Annotated in this window: 16 protein-coding genes; 7 read left to right on the top strand and 9 right to left on the bottom strand. The window is 73.6% G+C overall.

Annotated features, from left to right (window positions below):
- Nucleotides 1-57: 57 nt before the first annotated feature.
- The 7 genes from ACZ5VC_RS21015 to ACZ5VC_RS20985 all read right to left on the bottom strand — a co-directional run bounded on the left by ACZ5VC_RS21015 (nucleotide 58) and on the right by ACZ5VC_RS20985 (nucleotide 7,358).
- A complete protein-coding gene (locus ACZ5VC_RS21015; protein ID WP_469121534.1) occupies nucleotides 58-1,287 on the bottom strand; it encodes an acyl-CoA dehydrogenase family protein in 1,230 nt (409 codons plus the stop codon).
- An 86-nt stretch (nucleotides 1,288-1,373) separates the two neighbouring features.
- On the bottom strand, nucleotides 1,374-2,384 hold the full coding sequence (locus tag ACZ5VC_RS21010) for a Gfo/Idh/MocA family protein (RefSeq protein ID WP_469121533.1): 1,011 nt from the start codon (nucleotides 2,382-2,384) through the stop codon (nucleotides 1,374-1,376).
- Nucleotides 2,381-3,700, bottom strand: coding sequence for an NDP-hexose 2,3-dehydratase family protein (locus ACZ5VC_RS21005; RefSeq protein ID WP_469121532.1), 1,320 nt, complete (start codon nucleotides 3,698-3,700; stop codon nucleotides 2,381-2,383). The genes ACZ5VC_RS21010 and ACZ5VC_RS21005 overlap by 4 nt, the downstream gene beginning before the upstream one ends.
- Entirely contained in the window at nucleotides 3,700-4,530 is an 831-nt protein-coding gene (locus ACZ5VC_RS21000) for a DUF6081 family protein (protein WP_469121531.1), read from the bottom strand. Before ACZ5VC_RS21000 ends, ACZ5VC_RS21005 begins: the two co-directional genes overlap by 1 nt.
- Nucleotides 4,531-4,599: 69 nt before the next feature.
- Entirely contained in the window at nucleotides 4,600-5,622 is a 1,023-nt protein-coding gene (locus ACZ5VC_RS20995) for an LLM class flavin-dependent oxidoreductase (RefSeq protein WP_469121530.1), read from the bottom strand.
- Nucleotides 5,623-5,685: 63 nt separating this feature from the next.
- The gene (locus ACZ5VC_RS20990; protein WP_469121529.1) at nucleotides 5,686-6,504 is read right to left on the bottom strand and encodes an SDR family NAD(P)-dependent oxidoreductase; all 819 of its coding nucleotides are present in this window, start codon (nucleotides 6,502-6,504) and stop codon (nucleotides 5,686-5,688) included.
- Nucleotides 6,504-7,358, bottom strand: coding sequence for an SDR family NAD(P)-dependent oxidoreductase (locus tag ACZ5VC_RS20985; RefSeq protein WP_469121528.1), 855 nt, complete (start codon nucleotides 7,356-7,358; stop codon nucleotides 6,504-6,506). The genes ACZ5VC_RS20990 and ACZ5VC_RS20985 overlap by 1 nt, the downstream gene beginning before the upstream one ends.
- Before the next feature lie 238 nt (nucleotides 7,359-7,596).
- On the opposite strand from ACZ5VC_RS20985, the gene ACZ5VC_RS20980 reads away from it, so the two are divergent.
- The 4 genes from ACZ5VC_RS20980 (at nucleotide 7,597) to ACZ5VC_RS20965 (ending at nucleotide 11,484) form a co-directional block, all read left to right on the top strand.
- Nucleotides 7,597-8,862, top strand: coding sequence for a beta-ketoacyl-[acyl-carrier-protein] synthase family protein (locus ACZ5VC_RS20980; protein WP_469121527.1), 1,266 nt, complete (start codon nucleotides 7,597-7,599; stop codon nucleotides 8,860-8,862).
- The gene (locus ACZ5VC_RS20975; protein ID WP_469121526.1) at nucleotides 8,859-10,157 is read left to right on the top strand and encodes a ketosynthase chain-length factor; all 1,299 of its coding nucleotides are present in this window, start codon (nucleotides 8,859-8,861) and stop codon (nucleotides 10,155-10,157) included. Before ACZ5VC_RS20980 ends, ACZ5VC_RS20975 begins: the two co-directional genes overlap by 4 nt.
- 50 nt (nucleotides 10,158-10,207) lie before the next feature.
- Nucleotides 10,208-10,468 carry an acyl carrier protein gene (locus tag ACZ5VC_RS20970; RefSeq protein ID WP_468710477.1) on the top strand — a complete coding sequence of 87 codons (261 nt, stop codon included), beginning with the start codon at nucleotides 10,208-10,210 and terminating at the stop codon, nucleotides 10,466-10,468.
- A 74-nt stretch (nucleotides 10,469-10,542) separates the two neighbouring features.
- Nucleotides 10,543-11,484 (top strand): aromatase/cyclase, encoded by a 942-nt coding sequence (locus ACZ5VC_RS20965; protein ID WP_469121525.1) that lies wholly within the window; start codon nucleotides 10,543-10,545, stop codon nucleotides 11,482-11,484.
- A 137-nt stretch (nucleotides 11,485-11,621) separates the two neighbouring features.
- On the opposite strand, the gene ACZ5VC_RS20960 is transcribed toward ACZ5VC_RS20965, so the two are convergent.
- Nucleotides 11,622-12,482 (bottom strand): DUF6081 family protein, encoded by an 861-nt coding sequence (locus ACZ5VC_RS20960; protein WP_469121524.1) that lies wholly within the window; start codon nucleotides 12,480-12,482, stop codon nucleotides 11,622-11,624.
- A 103-nt stretch (nucleotides 12,483-12,585) separates the two neighbouring features.
- Here ACZ5VC_RS20960 and ACZ5VC_RS20955 point away from each other — a divergent pair, with 103 nt between their 5' ends.
- Genes ACZ5VC_RS20955 through ACZ5VC_RS20945 form a run of 3 tightly spaced genes read left to right on the top strand, consistent with a single transcriptional unit; the run spans nucleotide 12,586 to nucleotide 14,922 of the window.
- A complete protein-coding gene (locus ACZ5VC_RS20955; RefSeq protein WP_469121523.1) occupies nucleotides 12,586-13,014 on the top strand; it encodes a nuclear transport factor 2 family protein in 429 nt (142 codons plus the stop codon).
- An 11-nt stretch (nucleotides 13,015-13,025) separates the two neighbouring features.
- Nucleotides 13,026-13,925, top strand: a complete 900-nt coding sequence (locus ACZ5VC_RS20950) for a 4'-phosphopantetheinyl transferase family protein (protein WP_469121522.1) — start codon at nucleotides 13,026-13,028, stop codon at nucleotides 13,923-13,925.
- Nucleotides 13,926-13,968: 43 nt separating this feature from the next.
- Nucleotides 13,969-14,922 carry an MBL fold metallo-hydrolase gene (locus tag ACZ5VC_RS20945; protein ID WP_469121521.1) on the top strand — a complete coding sequence of 318 codons (954 nt, stop codon included), beginning with the start codon at nucleotides 13,969-13,971 and terminating at the stop codon, nucleotides 14,920-14,922.
- Here the strand turns inward: ACZ5VC_RS20945 and ACZ5VC_RS20940 are convergent.
- Complete coding sequence (locus ACZ5VC_RS20940; protein ID WP_468710467.1) at nucleotides 14,913-15,428, bottom strand: flavin reductase family protein; 516 nt, start codon at nucleotides 15,426-15,428, stop codon at nucleotides 14,913-14,915. The two genes, ACZ5VC_RS20945 and ACZ5VC_RS20940, sit on opposite strands and share 10 nt — an antisense overlap.
- Nucleotides 15,429-15,434 lie beyond the last annotated feature (6 nt).

The following is a 15,434-nucleotide window of genomic DNA, read 5'->3' as shown; positions in this document are numbered from 1 at the left end:
GCGGGCCCCGGCGGTCCCAGCCGCCGGGGCCCGCCCCGTACCGCGTCCCTCCGGGCGTCAACAGCCCACCGGGAACACCTCGCGCGCGTACGCCTCCGCCGCGCTCTCGAAGCCCAGCACCACATGGCTGGCCGCCGAGTGGGCGTCCCGCCAGTGCCGTTGCAGCGGCGAGGAGTCCTGGTGGGCTCGGGTGCCCGCCGAGGCGAACAGCCGGTCCACGGCCGAGGTGGCGAGTTCCGCGGCCACCGCGCAGTCCCTGCCGCTGCGGGCGATGTCGAGCGCGCCGACCTGGCCGTGGTCGGCGACCCGCGCGGCCCGGTCGAGGAGCAGCGCCGCCGTGTCCGCCTCGGCCGCGGCCCGGCTGAAGGCGGACGCCGCCGAGGCGGACAGCCCGCTGGAGGCGGAGGTGAAGCGGGGCGCGATGCCCTCGCTCCACGCGGCGAGCGCGCCGCGCGCGGCGCCCAGCACGGGAGCCGCGAAACAGAGGCCGTTCACGGCCTTCAGCGGTACGCGGTGGCAGGCGGCGGTGTCCTCCCCGCCGCCGGACGACTGGGCGGCGTCGGGGGTGCCGGTGGCCAGGGCGTCGCGAGTGAACGACAGCTCCTCGGGAACGAAGACATCGGCCACGTCGAGCGTGTTGCTGCCCGTGCCCCGCATCCCGACCGACGCCCATGTGTCCTCGGTGCGGTAACTCCCCCGGGGCAGCGCGAAGTAGCGCGCCTGAGGCAGGGTGTCCGTCGTCATCGCGCAGACCAGCGCCCAGTCGGCGAAGTCGACGACGCTGACGTACGGCCAGGTGCCGCTGATCCGCCAGCCCCCCTCCTCCCGGCGGGCGCGGCCGAGCGGCATCAGCGCCCCGACGATGAGGGTGTCCGGACCGTCCTCCCAGATCCTTGCCTGTCCCTCCGCCGGCAGGTACGCGGCCATCCGTCCCAGAGCGGCGGTCAGCGAGGCCGCCCACGCGGTCGAGGTACAGCCCTCACCCACGACGGCGACGGCGCGGGTGACCTCCTCGAACGTTCCGGCGTCGCCGCCCCAGCGGCGGGGTACGAAGTGCCGGGCGAACCCGGCGTCGAGGATCGCCCGTACCCCCTCGGGGGAGAGCCGGCGCTCGCGCTCGGCCGCATCGGCCCGTTCGGCGGCGACCTTGGCGACATCGGCGGCCGAGGCGACGAGGCCGGAGTCCGGGGAGGAGGAGGTGGAGGGGGAGAGGGGGGCGGTGGGTGCGGGGCCGGCGTCGGCCGGTGTCTGGCTCGGCATCCTGGTCAGCTCCTTGGCTGGTGACATGTGGGTAGGGGAGAAGTAGGGGGTGTGCGAGGTGAGGGCCGGTGGCTCGCGGCCGCCCGGCCGACGCACCTGTCCCGGGTGACTGTTCAGATCTCCGTGACCCGGGCGGCACGGCGGATCTCCTCGGTCAGCCAGGCCTGTCTGCGGGACTCCTCTTCGCCCGCCCTCGGCCCCGGCTGCGCCACCCCCGTCGCGCGCACCGCGCGGACGAACGCGGTGACCCCGGCCGCCGCCTGGTCGTAGGCGGGCAGGCGCAGTTCTTCCCTGGCGCCGCCCCGCCCGACGGACAGGACCGGCTCGTGATCGGCGGGCGGTGAGTAGGCGCGGTCGAGTGCCAGACTTCCCTCACTGCCGAGCAGCTCCCAGCGGGCCGTGTACGCGTGTTCCATGCCGAAGGCGAGCTGGGCCGTGACGCCGTCGTCCGGGCGGTGCAGCAGGGCGGCACCACCCAGATCCACACCGCGCGCCCGGTCGTGCCGGAGCGTGGCGCCGAGCACGTCGAGCCCCGGCCCGAGGAGCAGTTGGGCGAGCCGCACCGGATAGACGCCGATGTCGAGCAGGGCGCCGCCGCCCAGGTCGGCGCGGTAGCGGATGTCGTCGGTCGGGCGGGGCGGGACGGTGAACGAGGCCGTCAGTGCCCGGGGTTCGCCGATCGTGCCGCGTGCGACGAGGTCCCGTACGGTCCCGTACGCGGTGTGGTTGACGAACATGTAGTTCTCGGCGAGGACCAGGCCGCGCGACCGGGCGAGCGCCAGCAGACGGCGCGTTTCCTCGTAGCCGCCGGTCAGGGGCTTCTCGGCGAGGACGTGCTTGCCGGCGAGGAGGGCGCGTTCGGTCCACTCGGCGTGCAGGGCGACGGGCAGCGGCACGTACACCGCGTCGACGTCGTCCCGGTCGAGGAGGCGCTCGTATCCCACGACCGGCTCGCCGCCGAACGACGCCGCCACGGTACGGGCTTTGGCCGGGGTGCGGCTGGCGACCGCCGTCAGCCGGGCGTCCGGGGCGGCGGCGATCGCGGGCAGCATCCGGCGCACGGCGATGTCCGCGCAGCCGACGACCCCCACGCGTACGGGCCCGGCGGCCGGGGTGGCGGTCATGCGCCGCCCTCCTCGCCCAGGGAACGTACGCAGGCGAGCAGGGTGCGGGCCTCGACATTGACGACGCCGCCGAGCCGGGCGGCCCGGGTCAGCTGCCGCACGCTCATCCACACGAAGTCCTCCGGCACGTCCCCGACGTCGGGCGCCGTACCGGTCGCGTCCACCAGCAGATAGCGGTTCTCCGCGTGGTAGAAACGGCCGCCCTCCTCTGAGTGCACGGTGTCGAACAGCACCCGCTCGGGCGGTGCGGACAGGACGGCGTCCAGGAACGCCGGGCGCGGGCCGTCCTGCGGGAGGTTCCCCGGCCCGCACTGGACGGTGGGACCGAGCTCGACGGCGTCGAGGGTGCCGGCCTCGGAGCGCGCCCGCACCAGGAGATGGCGCACTCCGCCGATGTCCTTGCCGAGGAAGGCGATGACGCCCCGGCCGCGCGGCGCGAGCATCGGCTGCGACCAGGAGGTGACCTCACGGTTGTCGGCCTCGACGTCGACCCCGATGATCCGGAAGTACCGGCCGTCCTCGTGCGCGATCTCCGCCGGATCGAGGTGCCACCCCTTCACCTCGTTCATCGGGATGGGGCGGCGGTGCAGCCGGTGGCGCACCTTGGCCTCGGTGAACCAGTGCAGCAGCCGGGTGGTGTCGTGCAGCGGCCGCTCCGCGCGCCCGTGGGGAGGCCGCGGGTCGGACGGCAGACCGGCCAGTACCGTCCGTGTGTCCATGTTGATCAGGTTCTCGACGCGCAGCAGCCGCGGGAGCAGATCCTGCGGGATCCAGCAGAAGTCCTCGTGGAAGGGGATCTCGTCCGGGGTCTCGACGATGATGTTCCGGTTCCGTTTGCCGAGGAACCACGACCCCTGCTCGCTCTGGAGCGCGTCATGGCGGACCCGGCCGCGGCGAGGCGCGAGAAAGTGCTCGACGTACGGGACCGAGCCGCCCCGGTGCACCCGGGTGTAGTTGCTGAACGTGGCCTGGACCGTCGGCGACAGCTGGATCGTGTTGATGTTGCCGGGCTCCATCTTCGCCTGGAGCAACAGATGCGGTACACCGCCGAACCGCTTGACGAGGAGCCCGAGGATGCCGGTCTCCGGCTGGCGGATGATCGGCTGGCTCCAGGACTCCGGTACGGGCGCCTCCCGGTCGACCTCGAGCCCCTCCACCGAGAAGAAGCGTCCGGTGCTGTGCCGGACGTCGCCGGTCTCCGGGACGATGCGCCAGCCGTCGAGGGCGTCCAGCCGCGCCGGAGTGATCGAGTAGCGATGGGCCGCGCGCCGGTCCGCGAACCACGCGTGGAATTCCGCGAGATCGGTGATCGGCATCAGCTTCCCTCTCCGGGCGTCCCCGCGGTGGCGGACACCACGGACAGCTCACGGACGGTGAGCCGGACGCCCTGTCCGAAGAGCCGGTCCGCGAGCAGGGCGAGGCCCGGCGCCAGCGCCTGGGGCCGTACGACATCGAGGGGGCCGGGAATCAGCCAGTCCGGGCGTACGGAGTCGGCCAGGGCGAGCCCGAGCCGGTCCACGGCGAACACCTCCTCGCCGTCGAGCACCCAGCGGGCCCGGCCCTCGTCCGTGTCCACGACGAGAGCGCAGTCGTGGAACAGCTCGGGGCTCCGCTCGGCGACCGGAATGCCGTACGAGAAACCGCCGCGCGCGCCGTCCGGCCCCGGGACCCGTCCGTACAGCGCCCACACCCGCGTGCTGGTGAGCGCGAAGTCCAGGATCAGCCCCGCCGTGCGGTCCAGGGCGATGAGCGCCGCCGAACCACGGCTGAATTCCGTGTCGGTGTCCGCCTCGGCGTCGGACCGGGCGTCGCCGCGGTCCGTGTGGAACAGCTCGGCCGACAGCGTCGCGGAGACGGTCAGCAGGCCGCCGACGGGCCCACGGGGCGCATCGGAGGGGGCGGGGACGGCCGGTGCGAACGCGGCCCAGCGCAGATGGTCGACCGGTTCCCCGGCGGGGAGCTGGACGAAGGCGGGCAGGCCACTGGCCGGGTCGGTGCCGCCGGGCTCCACCACGAGACCGCCGGGCGTCGACCGGGGCACGCCGTCCCCGGCGGGCATCGATCCGGCGGGCCGCACGGCCCAGGGGGCGCCGGGGCCGCTGCTGCGCAGTCCCTCGGCGAAGTCGTCATGGAAGAGGACGGTCAATTCGGGCTCCTGCGGGGCTCGGTGCGTGGTCGGGAGAACGGGGTCGCCGGGAAGACGGGGGAGCGGTCGTCAGTGGGCCGTGCCGGACCGCTCCAGGGCTTCGGCCGCCGCCCGCAGGATCCGCACCCGCCCGTCCGTCGACGTGGCGGCGGCGGAGACCATCACGCCGAGCGTGGTGACCCCGGCGTCGTCGTAGGCCCGCATCCGGTCGGCGATCCGGTCGACCGGGCCGATCAGGGCCGTCCGGTCGATGAAGCCGAGCGGCAGGGCCGCGCCGGCCCCCGCCCGGTCGCCGGAACCGAGCCGTTCGAGGAAGAGCGCGACCTCCTGCTCGTAGCCCATGCGCCGGGCCATCGCGCAGTAGAAGTTGCGGTCGGGTTCACCGATGCCCATGAGGTAGACGTACTGGCCGCGCAGCGCGTCGGCGGCCTCCTCCGCGGTGTCGGCGACGGCGGTCGGCAGACTCGGCAGCACCTCGAAACCGCGCAGCTCCCGGCCGGCGGCGGCGCGCCCCGGAGCGATCGCGGCGAGCGCCTCGGTGACGTCCTCGGGGGAGGTGAAGACCCCGAGCCAGCCGTCTGCGATCTCGCCCGCCAGCCGCAGGTTCTTCGGGCCGACGGCGGCGAGCAGCACCGGCAGCGCACGGCGCGGCCGTTCGGTGAGCAGATGGAGTGGGGCGGGCCCCCCGACCTGGAAGTGGCTGCCCTCGTACTGGACGGGCTCGCCGTCGAGCGCGCGCCGCACCACCTCCACGTACTCCCGCGTCCTGGCCAGGGGACGGTCGAACGGCACGCCGTACCAGCCGACCGAGACATCGGGGTTGGACACCCCGAGCCCGAGCGAGAACCGGCCGCCGCTGAGCGAGTCGAGCGTCGCGGCGGTCAGCGCGGTCATCGCCGGGGGACGGCCCGGGATCTGCATGACGCCCGAGATCAGGGTGATCCGCTCGGTGACACCGGCGGCGAGGCCGAGGACGCTGGCGGCGTCCGAGCGGTAGCCCTCCGGTGCGAGGACCGCCGCGTAGCCGAACGCCTCGGCGCTGCGCGCCAGTTCGCCGGCGCCTTGATGGACGAGATTCGCGGCGAGCCGCACGGTGCACTTCCTTGGGCGGGAGCGGATGGGGTGGAGCGGGGCGTGGCTGGGCGAGCGATGGGGTCAGATCAGATGGGCGCCGCCGTCGGCGAGCAGGACCTGGCCGGTGGTGTACATCGCTCCGACCAGGCTCAGCACGGCCTCGGCGACGTCTTCGGGCCTGCCGACGCGGCGCAGCGGGGTCGTCGTGCGGACGTGCTCGGCGATGGGGGCGAAGAAGTCGCTGCCCTGTGTCCAGGGCGTCTCGATCAGACCCGGCGCGACCGCGTTGACCCGGACCTCGGGGCCGACGGTCCTGGCCAGGAGCCGGGTCATGTGCTCGATGGCCGCCTTGCTCACCGCGTACGGAATGGAGCTGCCCGCCGGGCGGCTGCCCGCGATCGAGGAGATGTTGACGACGGAGCCCGCGCCGGTGCGGGACAGGTGGGGCATGGCGGCGACGGTCGTCTGCCAGGTGCCGATCACATTCAGCCCGAGGATCTCGCGCCAGATGTCGGGGGTGGCCGCCGCCAGGTCGGCGTGCGGGATGGCACGGGTCCTCCCGGCGTTGTTGACGAGGACGTCCAGCCGTCCGTAGTGCTCGACGGCGGTGTCCACCAGACGCCGGGCGTCGGCCTCGTCGGAGACGTCTGCCTGGACGTAGAGGGCGTCCGGCAGGCCGGCCGCCGTCTTGCGTCCGTCCTCGACGGAACGGGCGGAGTTGACGACCACCCGGAAGCCCTCGGCCGCCAGGCGCTGGGCGACGGTGCGGCCGATCCCGGAGGAGGAGCCGGTGACGAGCGCGACCCGGGCTCCGGCGCCGAAGCCCGCGTCACCGCCGGCTTCGCCGCTGACCTCGCTGCCGGTCTGGTTGCCGGTGGTGCGGTGTGCTGCCCCGGACATCAGTAGTTCCCCAGCCCGCCGCAGACGTTGAGCGCCTGCGCGGTGACCGCGGCCGCGTCGTCGCTGACCAGGTACTCGACCATCGCGGCGACCTCACGGGTCTCGACGTAACGGCCCATCGGCACCCGGGCGGTGATGCGGTCGAAGGTCTCCTCCTCGCTGACGCCCCAGATCCCCGCGTAGTGCTCGCGCACCCGCTCGGCCATCGGCGTCTCCACGAAACCGGGGCAGACGGCGTTGACCGTGATCCCGGTGCGGGCCAGTTCGAGCCCGAGGGCCTTGGTGAGGCCGACGACGCCGTGCTTGGAGGCGGAGTACGGGACGGCGTGGACGACGCCCTGCTTGCCGCCGGTGGACGCGATGTTGATGATGCGGCCGCGCTGCTTGGTGAGCATCCCGCCCTGGTTGAGCACTTCCTTGGTCATCAGGAAGACGCTGTTGAGGTTGGTGTTGATCACGTCGAACCACAGCTCGTCCGGGATCTCGGCGGTGGCGCCGCCGCCGCTGCGGCCCGCGTTGTTGACCAGGATGTCGACGGTTCCGTACCGCTCGACGGCGGCCGCGACGAACGCGCGGATCTGGGCCGGGTCCGAGACGTCGCACACACTGCCGTCGACGTCGTAGCCCTTGTCCCGCAGGTCCCGCACCGTCGACCGGAGCTGCGCCTCGTCACGTGCGCAGAGGTACGTACGGGCCCCGAGGGCGGCCAGGCGCTGGGCCGTCGCCAGGCCGATTCCGCTCGTCGCTCCCGTCACGAGGGCCACGGGCTTCACCACCGGCGCCGTCGGGGACCCGGTCTCCGCGTGCTCCGCCGCCTTCTCCGTGGCCCTGTCCGTGGCCTTCTCCGTCGTCATGCGTCTGTCTCCCTTGCCCGTGCGGTCCGGTCTGTGAGGGAGCGTCGCCAGGGCGGCTCGAGCGGGGCTGGAAGCCGGATGGAGCGGGCGCCGCACCAGGCAGGGCCCGGCCCCGGCGAGCCGTCCCATCGGTCCGCGAGCCGCTCTCGAGCCGGGGGCCGGAGTCTGCCGTCGTGTCAGTGAGGTACGGCGGGCGGAAGGAGCCCTACGCGATGCCCAGCAGTTCAGGAGGCCGGCTGTGACCCGGCGGGTAGTGATCACCGGAATCGGAGTGCGCGCTCCGGGCGGGTCGGGGACGAAGGAGTTCTGGGACCTGCTGACCGCGGGTCGCACCGCGACCCGGGCCATCACGTTCTTCGACGCCTCGCCGTTCCGCTCACGGATCGCCGGTGAGGTCGACTTCGACGCGAGGGCGGAGGGATTCTCCGCGCGGGAGATCCGGCGCATGGACCGGGCCACCCAGTTCGCCGTGGCGTGCACCCGCGACGCGCTGGCGGACAGCGGACTGGAGCCGGGGGCGCTCGATCCACACCGGATCGGCGTCGCCCTGGGCAGCGCCGTGGCGTCCGCGACCAGCCTGGAGAACGAGTACTTGGTGATGTCGGACGCCGGCCGGGACTGGCTGGTGGACCCCGCGCATCTGTCCCCGTACATGTTCGACTACCACAGCCCCGGCGTGATGCCCGCGGAAGTCGCCTGGGCGGCGGGCGCGGAGGGGCCGGTGACGATGGTGTCCGACGGCTGCACCTCCGGTCTCGACGCCGTCGGTTACGGCGTCCAGCTGATCCGCGAGGGAAGCGCCGACGCGGTCATCGCGGGCGCGGCCGACACCCCCGTCTCGCCGATCGTCGTCGCCTGCTTCGACGCCATCAAGGCGACCACGCCGCGCAATGACGACCCCGAGCACGCCTCCCGCCCCTTCGACGGCACCCGCAACGGCTTCGTCCTCGCCGAAGGCGCGGCCATGTTCGTCCTCGAGGAGTACGAGGCCGCCAAGCGGCGCGGGGCGCACATCTACGCCGAGGTGGGCGGTTACGCCACCCGCTGCAACGCGTACCACATGACCGGTCTGAAGAAGGACGGCCGCGAGATGGCCGAGTCGATCCGCGCCGCGCTGGACGAGGCACGCCTCGACCGCACCGCCGTGGACTACGTCAACGCCCATGGCTCGGGGACCAAGCAGAACGACCGCCATGAGACCGCCGCGTTCAAGCGGAGTCTCGGCGAGCACGCCTACGCCGTCCCGGTGAGCTCGATCAAGTCGATGGTCGGCCACTCCCTCGGCGCCATCGGCTCCATCGAGATCGCCGCCTCGCTGCTGGCCATCGAGCACCATGTGGTCCCGCCGACCGCGAACCTGCACACGGCGGACCCCGAATGCGATCTCGACTACGTCCCGCTGACCGCGCGGGAGCAGCGCGTCGACACCGTACTGAGCGTCGGCAGCGGATTCGGCGGCTTCCAGAGCGCCATGGTCCTGCACCGTCCGGAGGTGGCGGCATGAGCGGCGGTACGAGGACCGGGGAGACAGGGCGGCCCGTCCGCGCGGTCGTGACGGGCATCGGGGTCGTCGCCCCCGGCGGCGGCCTGGGCACCGAGAACTTCTGGAAGGCGCTGCTGGCCGGCCAGAACGGCATCCGTGAGCTGACCCGCTTCGACGCCTCGCGCTATCCGTCGAGGCTCGCCGGGCAGATCACGGACTTCGACGCCAAGGAGCACCTGCCGAGCCGGCTGCTGCCGCAGACCGACGTGTCGACGCGGTTCGCGCTGGCCGCCGCGGACTGGGCGCTGGCCGACGCGGGAGTGGGCCCGGCGTCGGGTGCCGGGACCGGGTCCGGGCCGGAGCCCGGGGACGGGCTCACCGACTACGACATGGGTGTGGTCACCTCCACCGCCCAGGGCGGCTTCGACTTCACCCACCGGGAGTTCCACAAGCTGTGGAGAGAGGGCCCCGAGTACGTCAGCGTCTATGAGTCCTTCGCCTGGTTCTACGCGGTCAACACCGGCCAGATCTCCATCCGCAACGCCATGCGCGGGCCCAGCGCCGCGCTCGTCGGTGAACAGGCCGGCGGCCTCGACGCGGTGGGCCACGCCCGCCGTACCGTACGCCGCGGCACCCGGCTGGTGCTCAGCGGCGGCGTCGACTCCGCGCTCGACCCGTGGGGCTGGTCGTCCCAGCTCGCGGGCGGACTGGTGACGACGGCCACCGACCCGGAACGCGCCTATCTGCCGTTCGACACGGCCGCGTCCGGCTACGTCCCGGGCGAGGGCGGCGCCGTACTGATCGTGGAGGACGCCGACTCCGCCCGGCGGCGCGGTGTCGAGCGGATCCACGGCGAGATCGCGGGGTACGCCGCGACCTTCGACCCGGCGCCCGGATCGGGGCGCCCGCCGGGGCTGGCCCGCGCCGCCGAACTCGCCCTCGCCGAGGCGGGACTGGCTCCCGCGGACATCGGAGTGGTGTTCGCGGACGGCGCCGGAGTGCCGGAGCTCGACCGTGCCGAGGCCGAGGCGATCCGCCGTGTCTTCGGACCGCGCGGAGTCCCGGTCACCGCCCCGAAGGCCCTCACGGGCCGGATGTACGCGGGCGGCGGCCCCGCCGACATCGCCACGGCCCTGCTGGCCCTGCGCGACCAGGTGATCCCGGCCACCGCCCACACCACCTCCGTGCCGGCGGAGTACGGCCTCGACCTCGTCGTCGGCGATCCGCGCGACGTGCCCCTGCGCGCCGCGCTGGTACTGGCGCGGGGCCGGCACGGTTTCAACTCGGCGGTCGTCGTGACCGCACCGGCGCTGTGAGCACCGGCGCCGCGACCCCCGGCCTTCCCCACCCTGAGGAGACAACTGCCATGGCCCAGCTGCTGACCCTTGACGAACTCCGCCGCATCCTCGTCGCCTGCGCCGGCGAGGACGACTCCGTCGACCTGACCGGCGACATCCTCGACGTCACCTTCGACGACCTCGGATACGACTCGCTCGCCCTGATGGAGAGCGCCGCCCGCATCGAGCGGCAGTTCGGAGTCTCCCTGCCCGACGACGAGGTCAGCGAGGCGAACACCCCCCGAGCGCTCCTGGACCTGGTGAACGGGTCCGTCACCCAGGCCGCCTGAGCAGCGCACGCGCAGGGGCCCGCACCGAGCCGTGCGGGCCCCTTCCCGCACGACCCGGACAAGGAGAACGCACGATGGCCCGCCCCACCCTCCACCGCAGTGAGCACACCCTGACCGTCGCCGCCCCGGCTTCGGCGCTGTACGACCTCGTCGCCGACGTCACCCGCTGGCCCGCCGTCTTCGAACCGACCGTCCACGTCCGGCACCTGGAACGCGGCGAGCGCAGCGAGCGGTTCGAGATCTGGGCCGAGGTCAACGGCGAGATCGCCCACTGGACGTCCCGGCGCGTCCTGGATCCGCGCCGCCGCTATGTCTCCTTCCGCCAGGAACACAGCCGCCCGCCGGTCACGTCCATGTCCGGCGGCTGGCTCTTCCGCGAACTGCCCGACGGCCGTACGGAGATCGTGCTCCGCCACCGCTTCACGGTCGCCGACGACGCGCCCGAGGCGGTGGCCCGTATCGAGGAAGCACTCGACCGCAACAGCGCTCGCGAACTGGGCGCTCTCGCCGCCCTCGCGGAGACCGGTCACCCCGTCGGCGACCTGGTCTTCTCCTTCACCGACACCCTCACCCTGGCGGGCGGCGCCGAGGCCGCGTACACCTTCGTGGACCGCGCCGACCGCTGGGCCGACCTGCTGCCCCACGTCGCCAGAGTGGAGCTGACGGAGCCCGAACCGGGCCTGCAGTGGCTTGAGATGGACACGGTCACGGCGGACGGCTCGGCCCACACCACACGGTCGGCACGGGTGTGCCGGGCGCCGGAGTGGATCGCCTACAAGCAGCAGCGCACGCCCCGGCTGCTCTCCGGGCACAGTGGCGAGTGGACCTTCACCGAGAGCCCGGAAGGGGCGGTGGCCACGGCCCGGCACACCGTCGCCATCGACCCGTCCGGGGTGACGGAGGTGCTCGGCCCGGAGGCCACCCTGGAACAGGCCCGTACGTACGTCCGCGAGGCGCTCGGCCGCAACAGCCTGACGACACTCCGACACGCGGCGGAGGCGACGCTGCGGGGGTGACGCCGCGGCGGTGAGGTGGGGCGGGGGCCGGGCCCCGCCCGCCGGTTAGGGGGCGGCTCCGCCTCCTGACCGCGATCACCGCGTCCCGCCGCCACTGGCCAGGGCCCCGCGCCGTTCCGGCGCGGGGCCCTGGGCGGTTACCTTCCCGGGGCCACAGGCGCGCCCTGGAGCAGTTCGTGGACGGACAGAGTGGCGCTGCGGGCCCGCAGTCGCGCGCCCTGGCCGTATGTGGTCTCCGCGAGCAGGCCGAGGCCGAGGGTGAGTTCGCGCGGGGCGACCCGCTCCTCGGGGCCGGGCGTCGAGCGCTCCAGATATCTCTGCGAGGGCAGACGCAGGCCGATCGCCGGCACGGCGAACACCTCGACCCCGTCGAGCAGCCACCACGCCCACCCGGTGGACGCGGACACCTCGACGGTGAGCCGGTGCCAGGCGTCCGGGGTGCGCCCGGCCACCGGTACGGCGTAGGCGAAGGTGCCGTGCCGGGCGCCGGGGCGCGGCAGCCGTTCGTACAGCACCCAGACCGCGTTGTTCGTCAGCGCGAAGTCGAAGGCCATGCCCGATTCCAGATCCACGCAGATCATGGCGGCCATGGCGCAGCGCGGACCGTCCCCCTCGGGGTGGCGGTCCGCGCCCAGGATCTCGGCCGACAGGACGGTCTCGGCGCGGAGCACGCCGGTGTCCGACGCCGCGTCGCCCGTGTCGTCACCGTCGGCGCCGCCGCCCGCGCCCGGCTCCGGACGCGCGAACGCCGCCCACCGCAGCTGGGCCGCGCCCTCCTGCCCCTCGGGCACCTCGCCGAAGGCCGGAAGCCCGCTCTCCGGGGCCACCGCGCCGGACACGACGCTCAGCCCGCCGGCTGTCGTCTCGACCCGGCCGTCGCCCTCCGGCAGCCATGGCAGCGGCCGTACGCGCCACCGCGCGCGCCGCCCCGGAGCCGCCCAGTCCTCCTCGAAGCCGTCCTCGAACACCACACGCCCTCGGCGCTCATCGTCTGCCATGGCCCGAGGCTCTGCGGCGGCGCTCGAGCCGCAGTGGAGGACACTTCGAGTCCGCCGCACGAGGCTGGCAGCCGTTCACCCGCTTCACGTACTGGAGGAACCGGTGACTGCCACCGACGTACGGACCGATGTCTACGCCCTGGTCCAGCACTTCTACGCCCATCAGATGCAGGCGCTCGACGGCGGCCGGTTCGCCGACTACGCCGCGACCTTCACCGAGGACGGGACCTTCCAGCACTCCCCGCAGGCCGAACCGGCCGTCGGCAGGGACGGGATCGTCGCCGAACTGACCGAGTTCCACAAGAGGTTCGACGGCGACCCGGTGCAGCGGCGGCACTGGTTCAACCACATCGCACTCGAACCGCAGCCCGACGGTTCGCTGCGTTCGACGGTGTACGCGCTGGTCGTGACCGTACGTCCCGGAGGCAAGCCGGAGATCGCGCCGAGCTGTGTCGTGCATGACGTCCTCGTGGTGGAGGAGAGCGGCGTGCTCACCCGCTCCCGGATGGTCACGCACGACCAGATGTTCTGAGGCGGGACCACGTGCCACCGGTCCCGCCGCCACCCCTGCGACTGACGCCCGAGGGCCCCTGGGCGGCCGTCCTGGAGTCCTTCGCGGCCTGTTCGGCGGCCGGAGCGGGCGACGCGGTGACGGTGTACGGGACGACGGCGGACTGGGAGCCATCCGGCTCGGGTCCGCCGTACCCTCTCGGCCCCGCGGACGCGGAGCGCTGGCAGGCGCTGCGCGGCGAGGCGGTGCGCCGACGATTCCTCGCCTCGCGCCGGCTGCTGCGTACCCTCCTCGGCAACCTCCTCGGCACGGCCACCGGAACCACCTCCGGCGCCGGCGACGGAACCGCCTCCGCAACCGCATCCCGCCCCGGAACCGCCCCCGCCCCCGGTTCCGCGGAGCTGCGGCTCGCCCGTACCGCCCTGGGCCGCCCCTACGCCCCCGACTTCCCCGGCCTCGGGTTCAGCCTCAGCCACACGGGCCCGCTGCTGAGCGTCGCGGTGGTCCCGGACGGTGCGGTGGGGGTGGACGCCGAGCGGGCGGACCGGCGTATGTCCGTACTGGAGCACCGTCTGTGCACGCCCGCGGAACGCCGGGCGCTGGAGGGCCTGCGGGGCAGTGAGCGGGACCGCGCGTTGCTGCGGCTGTGGACGCTGAAGGAGGCGTACACCAAGGCGTTGGGGGTCGGCCTGCGCCGCTCCCCGCGCACCTTCGGCTTCGACGGCCTGGCGGCGGACCCCCCGGGCGGGCCGGTCCTGGTCGACGGCGAGGCCCTCCCGAACCCCGGCCGCTGGGCGTTCTCCACCCGCGTCGTACGGGAGGGCCTGCCCCGCCCCTACGTCATCAGCGTGGCGGCGAGGCGGGGCGAACCGGCTCCGGGCCGAGGCGGGAATTCGGGTCCGGGAGGGTTCGAGCAGGGCTCCAGCCGCTGAGCCGACGATGGGCCAGATCCACGATGTCGACGAGGAGGCCCATATGACTGGCCAAGTGACCGCCCGGGTGACCACCGGTGGGACGGGGGGCCCGGAGGGCCGGACGCCCGAACTGGAGCAGGTCGCCGACGGCGTCTTCGCGTATGTGCAGCCCGACGGTGGCTGGTGCCTGAACAACGCCGGGCTGATCGTCTCGGGCGGCCGGGCCGCGCTCGTGGACACCGCGGCGACCGAGGCCCGGGCGCGCGCGCTGCGCGCCGCTGCGCTCTCCGTCGCGCCGGCCGCCCCACAGGTCCTGGTCAACACCCATTTCCACGGCGACCACACCTTCGGCAACTTCGTCTTCCCCGAGGCGCTCGTCGTGGGCCACGAACGCGTCCGTACGGAGATGGCCGGGGCGGGACTGCATCTGACCGGCCTGTGGCCGGACGTGGAGTGGGGTGAGCTCGAACTCGCCCTGCCCTCCCTCACCTTCCGGGACCGGCTCACGCTGCACATCGGTGACACGACGGCCGAACTCGTGCACCTCGGGCCCGCGCACACGACCAACGACACGGTCGTCTGGCTGCCCCGCCAGCGGGTGCTGTTCACCGGGGACCTGGTGATGAGCGGGGTGACGCCCTTCTGCCCCATGGGCTCGGTCGCCGGCTCGCTGGAGGCCCTGGACAAGCTGCGCGCGCTCGCCCCCGAGGTGGTCGTCACCGGACACGGCCCGGTCGCGGGCCCCGAGGTGTTCGACGAGACCGAGGGTTATCTGCGCCTGCTGCAGAGCCTGGCCGCGCAGGGCGTCGCCGCGGGTCTCGACCCGGTCGCCCTGGCGCGGGAGACGGACCTCGGCCCGTACGCCGCGTGGCTGGACTCCGAGAGGCTCGTCCCCAACCTGTTCCGGGCGTACGCCGAGGAACAGGGCGAGCCCGGCGGATCCCCGGTGGACATGAACGCACTCTTCGGCCGCATGGTGGAGTTCCACGGCGGGCTGCCGGCCTGTCACGCCTGAACGGCGATCTCTTCGGGCATCCGGTCCCACGAGGTGAAGGCCCCCCGCTGGTAGAGCAGCGGGCGGCCGCCCTCACGGACCTGGGCGCTCTCCATCCGCCCGATCAGCAGCCGGTGGTCGCCCACCGGCACACTCCGCTCCAGCGTGCACTCCGCGTGCGCCAGCACCCCCTCCCGCAGTACCGGACATCCCGGTACGACGCTCCCCGGCAGCCACGGCACCTGGTCGAACTTCCGCTCCGACCGCCCCGCGAAGACCCGCGCGAGCTCCGCCCCGCCGTCGGCGAGCAGATGCACCGCGAAGACCTCGGACCCGAGCAGCGCCGGAAGCGTCCGGGACCGCTCGTCCGCGCAGACCAGCAGCAGGGGAGGGTCGAGGGAGACCGCGGAGAAGGCGTTGCAGGTGAACCCGAGGGGCCTCCCGTCCGGCCCCACCGTGGTCACCACCGCCACGGGCGTCGGTACGGACCCGAAGAAGTCACGGAACGCTGTCGGTCCCACTGCCATGTCTCT

It is taken from the genome of Streptomyces sp. NPDC033174 (assembly GCF_055577795.1).
The sequence above is the reverse complement of the archived record's forward strand: the minus strand, read 5'-3'. Positions and strand labels throughout refer to the sequence as shown.

Bases quoted from the DNA above. Each gene is read 5' to 3' on its own strand.
- ACZ5VC_RS21015 (WP_469121534.1), bottom strand. From the start codon at position 1,287: ATGTCACCAGCCAAGGAGCTGACCAGGATGCCGAGCCAGACACCGGCC.
- ACZ5VC_RS21010 (WP_469121533.1), bottom strand. From the start codon at position 2,384: ATGACCGCCACCCCGGCCGCCGGGCCCGTACGCGTGGGGGTCGTCGGC.
- ACZ5VC_RS21005 (WP_469121532.1), bottom strand. From the start codon at position 3,700: ATGCCGATCACCGATCTCGCGGAATTCCACGCGTGGTTCGCGGACCGG.
- ACZ5VC_RS20990 (WP_469121529.1), bottom strand. From the start codon at position 6,504: ATGTCCGGGGCAGCACACCGCACCACCGGCAACCAGACCGGCAGCGAG.
- ACZ5VC_RS20985 (WP_469121528.1), bottom strand. From the start codon at position 7,358: ATGACGACGGAGAAGGCCACGGACAGGGCCACGGAGAAGGCGGCGGAG.
- ACZ5VC_RS20975 (WP_469121526.1), top strand. From the start codon at position 8,859: ATGAGCGGCGGTACGAGGACCGGGGAGACAGGGCGGCCCGTCCGCGCG.
- ACZ5VC_RS20970 (WP_468710477.1), top strand. From the start codon at position 10,208: ATGGCCCAGCTGCTGACCCTTGACGAACTCCGCCGCATCCTCGTCGCC.
- ACZ5VC_RS20965 (WP_469121525.1), top strand. From the start codon at position 10,543: ATGGCCCGCCCCACCCTCCACCGCAGTGAGCACACCCTGACCGTCGCC.
- ACZ5VC_RS20960 (WP_469121524.1), bottom strand. From the start codon at position 12,482: ATGGCAGACGATGAGCGCCGAGGGCGTGTGGTGTTCGAGGACGGCTTC.
- ACZ5VC_RS20945 (WP_469121521.1), top strand. From the start codon at position 13,969: ATGACTGGCCAAGTGACCGCCCGGGTGACCACCGGTGGGACGGGGGGC.
- ACZ5VC_RS20940 (WP_468710467.1), bottom strand. From the start codon at position 15,428: ATGGCAGTGGGACCGACAGCGTTCCGTGACTTCTTCGGGTCCGTACCG.